The sequence below is a fragment of the Brevibacillus sedimenti genome (assembly GCF_020923495.1).
GTDB classification, from domain to species: Bacteria; Bacillota; Bacilli; order Brevibacillales; family Brevibacillaceae; genus Brevibacillus; species Brevibacillus aydinogluensis.
In genome coordinates this window covers 1,913,822-1,928,015 of sequence record NZ_CP064048.1, presented here as the reverse complement: position 1 = coordinate 1,928,015, position 14,194 = coordinate 1,913,822, and the positions used below count along the sequence as shown (strand labels likewise).

The window sequence follows — 14,194 nt, the reverse complement described above, 5'->3', positions numbered from 1 at the left end:
CCATTTTTTCCTCCTCCATTGTCACCCTGCCCTGCCGCGCATCCGGTCTTGCTCCCGCGATGCCAGCGGCTGTGCGCTGAACGTCGCGTAGTGCAGCCGGCGCAGCCGGTATATCAGCCTGCTCAGAGTGGCGATGAGGACGGGAAACGAGGCGGCAAACAGGGACAGCCCCTGGTATTCGATGTCGCGCAGGGCCCAGGCAGCTGCTATGTTGGCCGCCAAAAAGATCGCCGAGAGCGCCAGCGCTCCCTTTCGATCATCAAAGTAGAGCAACAGCAACAGCGAAACACTGGTCATGATGTACGTGTAAAAGGACATAACCAAAATGTTGAAGGTATCCACCTGTTGGGCGGTAAAACCGATGTAGGGCAGATACAGGATGCCGCAGGCTACAGCCACCAGCGAAAAGACGAGTTGAATCCCCATCAGCTTGGCCATCTCGCCGATCAGCACCTGTTCCATCTCGCGGCGGGCGCGGTCGATCTCGATAATGCTTCCCTGTCCAAGAATCGCGTCGTAATACTGGCGATACTTCGGGTAAAATGCCGTCTCCACCGACACCACGAACCAGACCAGCGTCGGCAGCACGGAGAGGACGGCGTAGTAGACGGCCACATCGTATTCCGGAGCAAGCAGAAACGTCCCCTCCAGCCACTCGCCGTGAAACACCCACTGGGCAAACTGATGCGCATACATCGAGAAGGCGGTGAACAGGCCGATCGCCAACAGGGAGGGATACTGGCGCAGATACGAGACCAATCCATTCGGATACAGCGGCTTGGGTGTGCGAAAGAAACGCTCAATCTCCCACAGCAGTACCGATGCCGTGACAAAAAATCCGCCGGCCAATCCGGCAAACAGCCCCCACGCTGCCAGATGCTCCCCTTCCAGACGAACGTACAGCCAGACCGCAATCATCGCCAGCAGCATGCCTGCGAAAAATGCCCCGGCAATCCGGCGGTACGCTTTCATCGCCGACACGTACACCACGCCCATCCAGATGACAATCAGCTCCATGTACATCACAACCAACACCAGCTTCTCCGCCAGCTCCAGCGGCGCCAGCAGGAGAAAAGCCGCAGCGGGCACCGCAGCGCTGCCCAGCGCCAGCTGCAGGCTTCTATAAAACGTCGGCAGCAGTTCGTCGTAGCGTTTATCGTAGAGCTGGTCGGACGCAAGCCGGGTAAACAGCATGGAGAACGGAGCCGCGACGATAAACGAAAAGGCAAAGACGTACGCTGTTCCCGCCTGAAACAGCAGCCGGGCCCGATACGGCGCCATTTCTGTGACGAGCAGCCAATGGACGGCCGCGACCGCCGCCATACAGCTCAGAATCGGCCCCACCGTCACCAGCGAAGCGTACGAGATGGCCTGCACGCGGCCAAACAGGCCTTCACGGTCAAACAGCCGCTTTAGCTGGAAGCCGATACCTGCCATGTCTTCTCCTCCTTTCCGAGCGAGGCGTACAGCGATTCGTAACGGGAAATGAACTGCTCGTGGGTATACGCCGACAGGACGCGGCGCCGTCCGTTTTCTCCCATTTCCCGGCGCAGCGATTCGCTATTGCACAAGGTGATGATGGCGCGGGCAATCTCTTTGTCGTCCAGCACCGGCACGACCAGCCCGGCGCGGCCTTCCACCCCGCCCGCCTCGCTGCCGTAGAGCAGTTCCCGACAGCTTCCGACGTCGGTCGCCACGACCGGTTTGGCCGCCGCCATCGCTTCCAGAACGGCCAGCGGCTGCCCTTCGCTGATGCTGGTAAGCACGACCACGTCCAGCTTGCCGATGCGAGTCTTGACGTCGACGCTGCCCGTGAATGTGAGATCCCGCACGCCCAGCATTTCCGCCAGTTCCACGCATTCGCGGTAGTAGTCCGGGTCCTCGTCGTACGGCCCCATGATGCTAAACCTGGCTTGCGGCACTTCCCGCTTGACCACAGCGAAGCTCTGGATCATCGTCCGGATGTCCTTGATCGGCACCACTCGCACGATGGCACCGATGTGAACGGCCGGGTCGTCCGCCGTTTTTCGCGGCAGGTCGACGTATTCGTCCGCCTTGATGCCGTTGGGGATAATCGCGATTTTTGACTCAGGGCAGCCCAGCTCGATCTCGATCTCCCGGTTTCGGTTGAACAGCGTCACCACCTGGTCGGCATACTGGTAGGCGCAGCGGGCCAGACCGTAAAAATAGCGAATCCACAAGTCTTTGAAATACCCTTTGACCCAGTCCGCCTTGATGATCTCCTCCTCCCGCTCGCGGGAATAGATGCCGTGCTCGGTCAAAAGCATCGGACGGCCGTAGCGGTGCTTGCCCAGACTGGCGATGACACCGGCGTACCCGGTCGAGACGGCGTGGTACAGGTCCGCCTCGGGAAGCGGGTGGCGAAGCAGCTGCATCAGCGGCAGCAGCATGGAACGGACCGTCCAGAACAACTCCCGAAACGGAAGCTGCTCGTACCGCTGTCGTGCCACATCGCTCAACAGATCAAAGTAATCCTGGCTCATCAAAAATTCCGTGGACGCATCCCAGCGCCCGCCGCACAGCAGCTGAAACAGTGTCTCCCAGTCGGTATCCCGCTCGCCGACAATCAGCCCCTGCAAGGCGTCCCGTTCTTTGCCGCTCAGTTCAATCCGGCGGCCCCAGCGGCCTTCTTCCTGCAAAAAGGTGTCGAGAAACACTTCACGAACCTCGCATACATTGTCGGGCGGCCGGTAGGAGAATCTCCCCCTGTTTCGCTCCTCCGCTCCGATGGCAAATATGACAAACTCGTGCTGGGGCATGGAGTTGATCAGGTCATGAATCCAACTGGACACCCCGCCGGTCACATACGGATAGGAACCTTCCGCAACAATACAAATTTTCATGGTTTATCCGTCCAATCAATTGAAAAGATTTCTTGATCGGCGCGCACCAGAAATGCGCCCTGATCGATGCGCCGCACTTCGCACTGCTTCGTGCGCACGATGTTTCGGTCGGTCCGCAGCAGAAAGTACTGCGGGCCGGAAAAGCCGTTGATGTAGCCGGTTAGGCCATCTGGACGCCGTTCAAACACAGGCTGGCTCACTAGCGTACGCCTTGCCTCAGCGCTCGCCTCTGCCGAGGTCATGGGCCGCAGCCAACCGTATTTGTCCTGCACCAGTTCCAGGAACTCATCCAGGCGCGTGTACAGATCGCGCCAGCTTTCTTTGCCGCCCCGTTCCTCATCAATCACGTCGTCCGGGTGAACAAAGTGGGAAAAGATGCCATGAGCGGTGACTGCGTTGGCCATCGCCCAGCGGTCGTACTCATCGATCAAGTGCCCGGACGTCACGCGCGGCAGCTCCACCAAGCCGTCGGGAGCCAGTTTGTATTCCTGCACATAGGAGATATCCTGGTGGTCTTCGATGTAGAGGGACGAGATGTTGTCAAGGTCGGGCAACGCCTGTTTCAGCACCTGCCGCCCCGCACCATCCAGTGCGTTGGACGGCGGCACGTAGGTACGCAGCGGGTAGTGGGGAAAGACAGACTCGACGTACTGCCGCAAGGAGCGAAGCGAGTCCTTCATCTCCTGCTGGCTCGACCACACGTTGTAGCCAAACGCCCGCGACAACCGCGGAATGGTGGTCAGCGACTGATGGTTGTAGCCGTGGATGCCGATTTCTCCCCCTTCCTTCAGCAGTTCGCGCCCGTACATCACCAGGCTGGAGACGTCCGCTTCGTTCTCCCAGTCAAACGGCGGGGTAACCCGGTCGCTGTAAGTGACGATGAGCGCCCCTGTGTACTTCAGATCGTGCCTGCGCGCCAGCCGGATCATGTCCGGCCACCACACTTTCTTGAAAAATTGCGGCAAATCCATCCGGTAGTCCCGGTCGATGATGGGATGGGTTCCCTGGGGGAACGGGGCGGGAAAGTCGTCGAGAAACATCAGTTTGGCGTTGAGCACCGGATAGATCAGGTCGGGCAGCAGCACGCCGATGGCGCCCGCAAACAGTCCGCGGTTGATCTTCTCCTGCAGCAGCACGCTGTTGAACACAATGTAGGCTCCCTTTTCATACGGCGCCTCCCACAACAGCGGCACATGTTCCCCCGCCGAGACGTGAACGCGGCTGCGCTGTCCCAGCTTGACGCGCAGCACGTGATTCTGCAGGCCGGGATCGCGAAACACGCTGTCGGCAAACCCGAGCAGCACGTTGGTGTGGAGGTGAATCTCGCTGGTATCCACGTACGTGCCGATCTCAACGATATCCAGCCGGCGGTACATGGCGGAAAACGCCTCGTTGTTGTCCGGCTCGATCGCCAGCAATACGCGGCCGCCCCGCGCCACGTAGCCGTTCAGCCATTCCGATCCGGCAAGCCGCGTCAAATCGGACACGGTCACAATCACGCCATCGGGCGCTGGAACAGGCACGGCGCTTCCCACAGGCAACCGCTCAAACTGCTTTTTCATCCCGATCAGGAGTTGTTCCGCCTGATACGCCACCTTTTGGCTCATCGCGTCATTCGGGTCTGCCAGGATGACCAGCCGTTCCTGATCGATGCGGGCCAGCTCCGCAGGCGTCAGCGCGTTGCGGGCCGCGGCCTTGGCACTAAGTCCGTCGTTGAACCCATTCCAGCGCATCACCAGCGTTGAACGGGACATCTGCATCAACAGCGTCAGCAGGAGTACGAAGACGAGCAGCACAATCATGCGTCTGAGCGATTTTGTCCTGATTATCATACGAAATCCCTGCTCCAGTACCGGATAATCTGCAAAGTCGGATACGACACGGTGATGGACGATTCTTTCAGCCTGTTCAGCGTCTCGTGAAACTTCATGACGGCCCGCAGCGAGTAATACAGTTTCAGCGCCGTGTAATAAGCCATCTCCGATTGCGGATAAGCCTGGAGAAACCGCTCGCAGGCTGCTTCTGCCCTGTCGTAGCGGCGCAGGAGAAGTTCGCATTCCACCTTGTCGGCAAACGCCTCTTCCCCGCAGTCCTCACGTCGGATCAAACGCTCCAGTACATCCGCCTGCTGCAGGCGGTAGGTGCGCTCCATCTCGGCATCCATCAGCCCGCTGCCGATATACCGCTTCAACGCGTTGGCATACCCGGCCAACACGGTCGGATCATCAGGGGAACGCTCCCGTTCGGCCGACCACCGCTGCAGTTCGGCCATCATCCCCCGTTTCATTTCCACAATGGCGGTGACGGCGTAGTGGGCGGTTTCACTGTCATCGTTACGGGCGGCCTTGGCGAGGTAGCTGACGAGGTCCAGCGTTTCCTCCTTGAGAGCGTCCATCACGATCCGGCGGCGGGTGGTGTGATCATTGAGCACCAGTGCCTCTTCAATCGGCACAATCGACGTCTCCTTCTCCAGATCCACTTTGACCAGGACGCCTCCCGAATCCGCCTTCAGTCCCACCACGTCGGCGAATCGGTCCGGATTGGCGGACGCACTCTTGGCCCCCGCCCTGCTGGCGACCAACACCAGCGGCAACCCGGCAAACGGGAGCAGGCAGGCCAGCGCTGCCCTGCCGCCGCGCATCGGTTCCCGGCGGCGAAACAGGATCACCAGATACACCGCCGTCAGCACGTAATAAGCCGCAATTGCTCCGTTAAGCATAGACCGTATCCTCGCTCACCAGGCGCGTTGCCACGCCGTATTTTTGCAGCCGCTCCATTGCCGCCCCGGCCTCTTCCGGCCCGGAGTTGGACAGGAGCAGCACCAGCTGTCCCCGCAACAGCCCGATATAATCCGTGTCGCGCAGCAGGTGGGCAAGACGCGCAGCCGTTTCCTTGAAGCCGTTTTCGGAGGTTTCCACGTGCAGCAAGGTGTACGCGGCCTGGTACCGTTTCTTGGCCGCCTGTTTGCTGCGCAACACTTCCAAAAAGGCTCCCTCCTGCAAAATCGGGGTCTCCTCCACGAAGCGTTCGCTGCGCGTGGCGGCCACGTAGATAAAGGCACGGGAGAGCGAGCGGGAAATCATGTCTACGGCAATCCGAAACAGGTTTTCGTGGTACAGGGTAAACTGTTCAAACCCCTGCTCGTGCACGCAGACCAGCGCGACCGTCTCTCCCTGGTGAACCACCGGCGCTGCCAGCATCGGCAGCTCCGGCACCAGATTTTTGTTCACCCACAAGCGCTGCGACGTAACGACCTCGGAGAGTTCCGGCACGTCTCTCAGGTGCAGCGAACGGGGGGCGCGCAGTTCGTCGTCGTTGGACTGCAACAGCAGCCGCAAGTAGCCGGTCGCCGATACGGCATAGATCGAGATTTTCCTGGACTCCATCAGGTCTTCCATCACATTCACCGCTGCGCTGACCACCTGTTCCGGCTCCAGGCTCTCCAGTTCGGTCACGAGCGCATGGATGCGGCCCAGGCTGTCCCTGTTGGTCAGCACCTGTCGCTGCAGGGACTCCTTGACGCTGCGCGTGTCCTTGTACACGTCCATCAGCAGCTTATACCGCTGCGCTTCCACCGCCAGCTCGTTTTTGGCAAACGCCAGCTCTTTTTTGTATTTGTCCCGCACAAACCCGACCGACAGGCCGAAAAACAGGTAGACTGCGGCGACAAACAGCGTTTCCGGGTCAAACAACAGCGAGCCCCAGGCGCGCCCGTTGGCCAGGTTGTCGGCCACATACAGGCTGATCACCGCCGCAGCGGAGAGAAACGACTGGCGCGAGCCGTAGAGCAGCCCGATCAGCAGAATGTACAACAGCCGAAAATCAATGCCATATTCGTATAAAAGACCGCTCTGGTCGCGGGACAGCAGGACGACTGCGGCAAAGGCCAGCCCGTTTTCCACATACGGCCGGACGATCCGCCACCATCTGGGCGTCTCTCTTGCGGGTGCTGCCTCTTCACGGGCCGCAACCGCCTCCTGCCGCAGCATCCATTCGTAGGTTTTGGCAATCCCCTCCTGCAGCGAATAGAGCGGCACCCAGTCCAGGTCGTGCTTCAGCCGGCTGTTGTCCAGCAAGGAGCGGGTGATCTCGCCCGGCCTGCTGTCGAGGTACTGGACATCATTTATCGGAACCAGCGTTCGGACCAGCTCGATCAGCTCGTTCACACTGGTTTCCACGCCCGTCGACACGTTGTAGATGCCCGTCACATTGCTCGTGGCGCCGCGGTAAATGGCATCGGCCACATCGTCGACGTAGATGAAATCGCGCGTCTGCGTTCCGTCGCCAAAGACATACAGCGGTTTGCCTTCCCGTGCCTGGTTCAGAAAGGCGGAAATGACGCTCCCTTCCCCTGAGCTGCTCTGACGGGGGCCGTATACGTTGGAGAAGCGCAGGCACAAGGTATCGAGCTTGTACAACTCCTGCCATTTCTCGCAGTACATCTCTCCCAGCCGCTTGTTCATCCCGTAGGGCGACAGCGGATGGCAGGCTGTCTCTTCACGGATCGGAAGCTGGGCGGTATCGCCGTAGACGGCCGCGGACGAAGCGAAAATAAACTTTTTGACGCCGTGCAGCCGCGCGCAATTCAGCATGTTGAGCAGCCCGAGGATGTTCGCCTCCGCATCGTGGCAGGGGCGTTCCAGTGAGTCCATGACGCTCGTATGGGCCGCCAGGTGAACCACGACGTCGAATCCCACGCTGCGAAATACTTCTTCGCAGGCCCGGTCATCCACGCTGTAGATGTACGCTTTGTGGGGGACGGTCACGCGTTCCCGCCTGCCCGTAGACAGGTTGTCGATAATGTACACCCGATGACCCTCTTTGTGAAAACGTTCGACCACCGAGGACCCGATGAAGCCATATCCTCCCGTTACGAGAACGTTCACGCACAGACACCTCCAATAGACAATCGACAACAATTGACAATTACGTTCGTTTTATTCGGAATTCCCATCCGCTTTGGGACATAAGACCTTGAACAAGTACGAAAACCTAGATCATTTGATTCATTCGTTGCATTCCTGCTTGTGCTGTCGTGTCTGCTCACGCAGGCCGCAGACGCCTCGTCTCCGACTGCTGCCGCTGCAGATGCGCCTAGTCTGCCGGCTGTTGGTCTGCTTTGATATTTCAACGGGCGTTAAGCAGGTATGAGGTGAATACAGGGCGGTCGGGACGAGGAAAATTTCCATACATAGCCAATGAATAGGACTATTATACTATGGCGATCAACCATCTTGCCACGTATGATTATCGAGTTTTTTCGCGCGGAGGCTTTTCATCCGCTCGCTGTCGGGCGATCACTTGTGCGTGGTTCCCGAAACCGTTCGCGGCTTGCCGGCTCTGCTCGGTACTTTTCTCCTATCTGTTATCCGATTTCTTTGAGGTGTTGAATGGCCCATGCCACCCGGTCTTTCTGCAGCGGTTTGGCCAGAAAGTCGGACGCGCCCGCGTCGATCGTCCGCATGATGGCATCCCGCTGCACAACGGCTGAACAGACGATGATCTTGGCCTTTCCGTCGATTTTCCTGATCTTTTTCACCACCGCCAATTCGTCCATGGCGGGTGTAGATACATCCACGGCGACCAGGTCGGGACGGAACAGCATAAATTGTTTGACCGCCTCCTCTCCCGACTCCGTCTCCACCACCACCTTCAGCCCGAGCGATTCGAGCATGTCGCGAAGGATTCCCCTGGTCAACGCCGTGTCATCGACAATCATGGTCGTTTTCACTGGTACTCCCCATTTCTTCTGTCCTGGTGCCGCACTAGTATATTCCCTCCTTCTTACCATATTTCGCCGCTCGCAAAGCATGACATGACGCACATGACTTTCGAGCCAATCCGGGGCCGAGAAGAGACTACCTGCTTTGCGTTTTCTTCCAACGCAGATACCACTCCCGAACGGCCTTGTGGGGGGCGACGCCGTACTCTTCGCTCAACATCCTGTTCAGGTTCATGTACTCTCTCACCACGGCATTGCGGTCGCCTAGTCTGTCATACAGCTTCATCAGCTTTACGTACGTCTCTTCCACATGCGGGTGAAAGCGCTGGATGCGGTGATAGACGGCCAGCGCTCGGGCGTATTCGCCAACAGACTCCAGATAGCCGGCTACATGATTCGCGTGGTAAAACCAGTGCGTCCGCAGCCGCTGCCGCTCGCTTTCCGCCCATATGTAGTCGTAGTCGTCCAGGTAATCTCCGCGGTACAATTCAAGCAAGCGCAAGTGTTCGGACAGTCTTTCCCGCGTAACGGGGGACCACATCCTTATGCCGCGCTCCCATTCATCCACATCCACCCTGACGTGTTTCATGTCCAGCAGATAGCCGTCGTCGCAGTTGCTGATGTGAATGCCGACGTTGAGCTCTTTCAATGTTTTTCTGATCTGGTAGATGGTTGTGTACAGCAGGGCAAAACCTTTTTTGTGGTCCGCATCCGGCCAGAACAATTCCAGCAGCGCATCTTTGCGAACGGGCTGGCCCCGCCGATGAACCAGGTACGCAAACAGTTCCTGCGCTTTGGCCGTCCGCCAGCGGATGGGTTCCGGTCCGCGCGGCGGAATCTCGATCTGCAGGGACTGAAAGCAGCGGATCATGATGGCTTGTCCTGCGAGCGAAACGACGTGCGTCTCATACCGCCTGTCAATCAGCCGCTGCACCGTTTTGATCAGGCGGTCGCGCTGAACCGGTTTTAGCACGTAGTCCAGTGCGTTGAGCTCAAACGCCTTGACCGCGTACTCATCATAGGCCGTTACAAAGACAAGATCCGTTTCAGGCGAGAGTCTGAGCACCTGTTCCGCCGTTTCGATGCCGTTCAACTCGGGCATCTCCACATCTAGAAAGATGACGTCGGGCTTTACCTGCGAAAGCTCATCCAAAGCGCGGCGGGGATTTTGATATCGCCCGACGATTTCCAGACCTCCGCATTCCCGCAGCAGTGTTTCCAGGTGGTACAAAGCCAGAGGTTCATCGTCAACCAATACGGCTTTCAGAGTTTCACACCTCGCTTTTTCAACCCGAATCCGACACAAGCCGCACATTCTATTATCATAGGCATTCGATCTCAACAATTTCTGAACACGATCACGGGCGGCCCGCAAAGACAGGCCGCCCGTTTTCAGCTGGCCTCCGCCAGCCATCTACGACGCTCCCAACTGTGCCAGCATGTTCATCAGCACATTGGATTGCCGCAGCTCGTCTTCTGCTGCTCGGGTGAACCCCCTTCTGATCGCGAGCGTCACCGCCCGATCGGCAATGTCCCGGTACAGATCGGCGGCGGCCAGCTCGTCCCGGATGGCAAATTCCAATCCCCGGGCAAATGATTCCGGTGCCGGCACTTCTTCCCGCCTCACTTGCGGCGCCCGTCCGGTCAACTGCCGGTAGATTGTCGCGAATCGCTGGGAATGCTTGATCCGCTCGTCGCGGATGATGTTCAAAACCGTCCGGATGCTGTCGTTGGGGGCCAGCTCTATCAGCCTGCTGAAATAATTGATGGCCCGCTCTTCACGTTGGGTGGCCCGCAAGATATCGGCGGCCAGCGCCCGATCGCGCGGTTCGCTAAATCCCGGCTGCTGTACGAGCCTGGGCCAGTAGCGGGGAAAAGCTATCGGATAACCATGCATGAGAATCTCCTCCACATGTGTAAAGATGATGTATACCCCAGCTTATGGTTGTGCCCATGAGGTAGTGAACCCAGATGCGCAGGGAATATCGTGGGCTGCCAGAAAAAAATGAAAAAGACCCTTTGCCAGGGTCTTTGCATCGCTCGCGCCATCTGACGCGTTCAGCCCGCTTTTCGCAGCGTGGCCGCCTGTCCCGGCGGGAAGGAGACTATCGCTTCCATGTCGCCCGCCAGTCTGTACCTGCCCAATGTTCTCGGTAACAGCAGGTGATCCCCTTTTTTCACCGTAAGCTCACCGCCGCTCCATTCCAGCAGGGCTGATCCGGCGAGAACGGACACGAGGGAGAACCGGTCCCCGGACTCTTCTTCGCGCGAGCCGTGCAGCGTCCATTTTTCTACCGTGAAAAACGGGCTGTCCAGGTAGTGGTTCACCTGCAGGAAGCGGCTGCCTGCTGTCTTTGCCCGGATCTGTGCCGGCTTGTTCGGCACATTGGTTACCTGCAGCACCTTGTCGATGTGCAGTTCGCGCTTCCGTCCGGACTGGTCGACGCGGTCGTAGTCGTAGGCGCGGTATGTGGCGTCTGAGTTTTGCTGAATTTCCAGGACGACAATGCCTTTGCCCAGCGCGTGGAGCGTGCCGTGCGGAATGTAGAAGAAGTCGCCGGTCCGCACCGGGACTCGCACCAACAGGTCGTCCCAGCGGCTGGCCTTCACCATCTCCGCCAGTTCCTCCCGCGTCCTGGCGGTATGGCCGTACACGATTTCTGCTCCAGGTTCGGCGTGCACGACGTACCAGCATTCCGCCTTTCCCAGTTCGCCGTTCTCATGGACATGGGCAAAGCGGTCGTCGGGATGTACCTGTACGGATAACGAGTCGTTGGCGTCCAACAGTTTCACCAACAGCGGAAAGCGGTCCGGACGCTTCGGCGCAAACCAATCGGGCTGTTCCGCCAGCAGTTCGCTGATCGTCTTTCCGCGATAGACGCCGTTTCTGATCGTGGTTCTGCCTTTCGGGTGATCGGATATGACCCACGCCTCACCCGTCTGCTCACTGGGAATGGGATAGCCGAATAATGTACGCAGGCGATTGCCGCCCCAAATCCGTTGATGATACATCGGTGAAAACAGTAACGGATACGCGTTCATTTTCCTCACTCACCCCGGTTGATCTCAGTATGCAAACAGGCACTACCAGCGAATCACGACAAGATGGTACGGGTACACGAGTCCGCTGTTTCGAGGTTACCAGTCCACCGTCAGCGCGGAATCGGCAAACGCAAGAGACTTCTCGATCTCCCGTTTGATCTCGGCCAGCCCTTCCGCCGATTCCGCCTCCGCCCGCAGGACCAAAATCGGCTGCGTGTTGGAGGCGCGGATCAGTCCCCAGCCGTTCGGGAAGATCACCCTCGCGCCGTCCACGTCAATAATCTCGCGCTCGGGCCGGAAATACTGTTTGACCTTGTCCAGGATGGTCCGCTTTTTGCTTTCCTCGCAGGGGACTCTCGTCTCCGGCGTGGCGTGGTAGCGGGGAATGTCGGCAAACAACGCTGACAGCGGCTTGTCGCTGTTGGTCAAGATGCGAAGCAGCCGCCCCGCCGCGTAGAGCGCGTCGTCAAAGCCGAAATACTCGTCCTTGAAGAAGATGTGGCCGGACATTTCACCGGTAAACGGCACGTTCAGCCGTTTCATCGAGGCTTTGATATGGGAATGGCCGGTGCGGTGAAACACGGGCACTCCGCCCAGCTTCTCGATTTCTTCCACCAGTGCCCGCGAGCATTTTACTTCCACCAGCGCCTGGCATCCGGGATGTTTCGGCAGGATCTCCCGCCAGAACAAAATCATCAGCTGATCGCCCCACAGGATATTGCCCTGCTCGTCGACGACACCCAGGCGGTCGCCATCGCCGTCGAAGGCCACCCCGAGGTCGGCTTTTTCCTCGCGCACCTTGCGAATCAAGTCCTGCAGGTTTTTCGGGTCGACCGGATCGGGGTGATGATGAGGGAAATTGGGATCGGATTCACAGTAGAGCGGAACCACTTCGCAGCCCCACTGGACCAGCGCTTTCGGCACGAACGGCGAGGGGGTGCCGTTGCCGCAGTCCGCCACCACCTTCACTTTGCGCGGTCCAAGGACAATTTTTTCCCTGAGCATCGCCAGATAGGGCTGTTCGATGTCCACCCGCTCCACTCCTTCCTGTAGGGAGAAAGGTTGGTGCGGCACGCCTTCCTCGGCGAGCAGCGCGCGCATGGTGTTGTACAGGTCCTGAATCGCCTCGCCGTAGATGGTGGTCTTGTCCATGGCAATTTTAAAGCCGTTCTCGTCACCGGGGTTGTGGCTTGCCGTCACGATCAGCCCGGAAGGAATGTCCAGATGCTCCAGGCTGTAGTAAAACATCGGTGTCGTCACCTCACCGATATCGACGACGCGGATGTCCGAGCGAAGTAGCCCGGCCATCAGAGCGGTTTGCAGCTCCGGCGAGGATTTCCGGTTATCCCTCCCCACGACCGCCTTGTCCAGCCCGGCCGCCTTCAGCTTTCGGCCAAACGCTCTCCCCAGGAGCCAGGCAAACGCCGGATGAATCTCTTTCCCGGCTCTGCCCCTGATGTCGTACTCCCGGAAAACGTGGGACGGGATGTGAATGCCGTGTGCAGCCGTAACGTCCATATGCATCAACCTCCAGTCACCGCATTGTGATAAATCGCTTCCGTCAGCAAGTAGGACAGGGTCGATTCCGCTCCCCGATTCAGATTGGCTCCGTTTGGTGTCAGTCCGTCGCAGCAGCTGCCTTCCGCCGCATCTGCCATCGGCACGGCTCCATCGTTGCCGCCGTAAAACCACGCCCGGCATTTTTCCACTGTTTGCCAGTACATAGGATCAGCCAGTACCGCATGGGCTTCCGCCGAAGCGAGCGCCAGTTTCATTACTTCCAACGGCTGCTGATCCCAGTCGCTACGGGACTGCGGCGTGCACCAGCCCCGGTTGCCGATGGGGCGAATCACGCCGTTTTGTCCGGTCATCCTGGCGATCAGAAAATCGAGACTCTCTTTGGCAATGGACAGCGTCTCCTCCCGCTTCGTCACGCGGCAGGCGGAAAACAGCGCCCACGGCAGCACGCCGTTTCCGTAGGTCATCACCGGTTCGAACCAATGCCAACCTTCTCCGGACGCCTCCCGGTACAGCCGGACCAGCCGTTCTTCAAACAGCTCGATCAGCTCCATGCAGACGGCGGAATTTGCATAACCGCTGCCGTTCCTGAGCAAAAAGCTGCACGCTGCCAGCGCGAAGGCCCATCCGCGCGGAAACTTCATCGCCGTCGCCCGCGGCAGCCCTTTGGCAAGCAGTTGGGAGGCGACAAACCGCCGGCCGCTGTCGGGAAGCGACGCCGATGCGACCGCGCACGCCCACAGCGCACGTCCGAGACAGTCGTCGGACGGCTTCTCCGGTTCCGGCCTGCGGTCGTAGCCGATGTTGTTGTGAAAGCTGCCATCCTCCTGCTGAACCCACAGAAGAAACCCGAGATAGCGGTCGATCAGGCGGTCAAGGGTCGCCAGCAGATCGCGGTCGCCTGTCCGGTTCGCATGCTGCCGCCAAACGGCACACGCCCACAGCGCTCTGGCGTTGTCATCGGTCGTATAGCCCTCCCGGCGGCGCGGGATGTTTCCGAGACAGTGCTCCAACAGTCCGGTGTCATCGGTCATTCTCTCCAGGTGTC

At 59.1% G+C, this 14,194-nt stretch carries 11 protein-coding genes; all 11 read right to left on the bottom strand.

The features are described 5' to 3' along the window. Window positions 1–21 precede the first annotated feature (21 nt). Window positions 22–1,437, bottom strand: a complete 1,416-nt coding sequence (gene pelG, locus IRT44_RS09515) for an exopolysaccharide Pel transporter PelG (protein ID WP_171566589.1) — start codon at window positions 1,435–1,437, stop codon at window positions 22–24. After that, window positions 1,413–2,864: a GT4 family glycosyltransferase PelF gene (gene pelF / locus IRT44_RS09510; RefSeq protein WP_171566588.1), complete on the bottom strand. Its 1,452-nt coding sequence runs from the start codon at window positions 2,862–2,864 to the stop codon at window positions 1,413–1,415. Before pelF ends, pelG begins: the two co-directional genes overlap by 25 nt. Continuing rightward, complete coding sequence (locus IRT44_RS09505; RefSeq protein ID WP_171566587.1) at window positions 2,861–4,696, bottom strand: DUF2194 domain-containing protein; 1,836 nt, start codon at window positions 4,694–4,696, stop codon at window positions 2,861–2,863. Before IRT44_RS09505 ends, pelF begins: the two co-directional genes overlap by 4 nt. Then, window positions 4,693–5,583 (bottom strand): hypothetical protein, encoded by an 891-nt coding sequence (locus IRT44_RS09500; protein ID WP_230077822.1) that lies wholly within the window; start codon window positions 5,581–5,583, stop codon window positions 4,693–4,695. Before IRT44_RS09500 ends, IRT44_RS09505 begins: the two co-directional genes overlap by 4 nt. Then, complete coding sequence (locus tag IRT44_RS09495) at window positions 5,576–7,750, bottom strand: NAD-dependent epimerase/dehydratase family protein (RefSeq protein WP_171566585.1); 2,175 nt, start codon at window positions 7,748–7,750, stop codon at window positions 5,576–5,578. Before IRT44_RS09495 ends, IRT44_RS09500 begins: the two co-directional genes overlap by 8 nt. Before the next feature lie 479 nt (window positions 7,751–8,229). After that, on the bottom strand, window positions 8,230–8,595 hold the full coding sequence (locus IRT44_RS09490; RefSeq protein ID WP_212133198.1) for a response regulator: 366 nt from the start codon (window positions 8,593–8,595) through the stop codon (window positions 8,230–8,232). A gap of 127 nt (window positions 8,596–8,722) precedes the next feature. Further along, window positions 8,723–9,901 (bottom strand): response regulator, encoded by a 1,179-nt coding sequence (locus tag IRT44_RS09485; RefSeq protein ID WP_268255226.1) that lies wholly within the window; start codon window positions 9,899–9,901, stop codon window positions 8,723–8,725. 99 nt (window positions 9,902–10,000) lie between these two features. Then, on the bottom strand, window positions 10,001–10,483 hold the full coding sequence (locus IRT44_RS09480) for a ferritin-like domain-containing protein (RefSeq protein ID WP_212133196.1): 483 nt from the start codon (window positions 10,481–10,483) through the stop codon (window positions 10,001–10,003). A gap of 161 nt (window positions 10,484–10,644) precedes the next feature. Then, complete coding sequence (gene manA, locus IRT44_RS09475) at window positions 10,645–11,628, bottom strand: mannose-6-phosphate isomerase, class I (protein ID WP_171566582.1); 984 nt, start codon at window positions 11,626–11,628, stop codon at window positions 10,645–10,647. Between the two features lie 96 nt (window positions 11,629–11,724). Then, window positions 11,725–13,146 (bottom strand): phosphomannomutase/phosphoglucomutase, encoded by a 1,422-nt coding sequence (locus IRT44_RS09470; RefSeq protein ID WP_230077820.1) that lies wholly within the window; start codon window positions 13,144–13,146, stop codon window positions 11,725–11,727. Window positions 13,147–13,151: 5 nt separating this feature from the next. Continuing rightward, entirely contained in the window at window positions 13,152–14,180 is a 1,029-nt protein-coding gene (locus IRT44_RS09465) for a glycoside hydrolase family protein (RefSeq protein ID WP_230077819.1), read from the bottom strand. Between the last annotated feature and the right edge of the window lie 14 nt (window positions 14,181–14,194).

Bases quoted from the DNA above. Each gene is read 5' to 3' on its own strand.
- pelG (WP_171566589.1), bottom strand. From the start codon at position 1,437: ATGGCAGGTATCGGCTTCCAGCTAAAGCGGCTGTTTGACCGTGAAGGC.
- pelF (WP_171566588.1), bottom strand. From the start codon at position 2,864: ATGAAAATTTGTATTGTTGCGGAAGGTTCCTATCCGTATGTGACCGGC.
- IRT44_RS09505 (WP_171566587.1), bottom strand. From the start codon at position 4,696: ATGATAATCAGGACAAAATCGCTCAGACGCATGATTGTGCTGCTCGTC.
- IRT44_RS09500 (WP_230077822.1), bottom strand. From the start codon at position 5,583: ATGCTTAACGGAGCAATTGCGGCTTATTACGTGCTGACGGCGGTGTAT.
- IRT44_RS09485 (WP_268255226.1), bottom strand. From the start codon at position 9,901: ATGTGCGGCTTGTGTCGGATTCGGGTTGAAAAAGCGAGGTGTGAAACT.
- IRT44_RS09480 (WP_212133196.1), bottom strand. From the start codon at position 10,483: ATGCATGGTTATCCGATAGCTTTTCCCCGCTACTGGCCCAGGCTCGTA.
- manA (WP_171566582.1), bottom strand. From the start codon at position 11,628: ATGAACGCGTATCCGTTACTGTTTTCACCGATGTATCATCAACGGATT.
- IRT44_RS09470 (WP_230077820.1), bottom strand. From the start codon at position 13,146: ATGGACGTTACGGCTGCACACGGCATTCACATCCCGTCCCACGTTTTC.
- IRT44_RS09465 (WP_230077819.1), bottom strand. From the start codon at position 14,180: ATGACCGATGACACCGGACTGTTGGAGCACTGTCTCGGAAACATCCCG.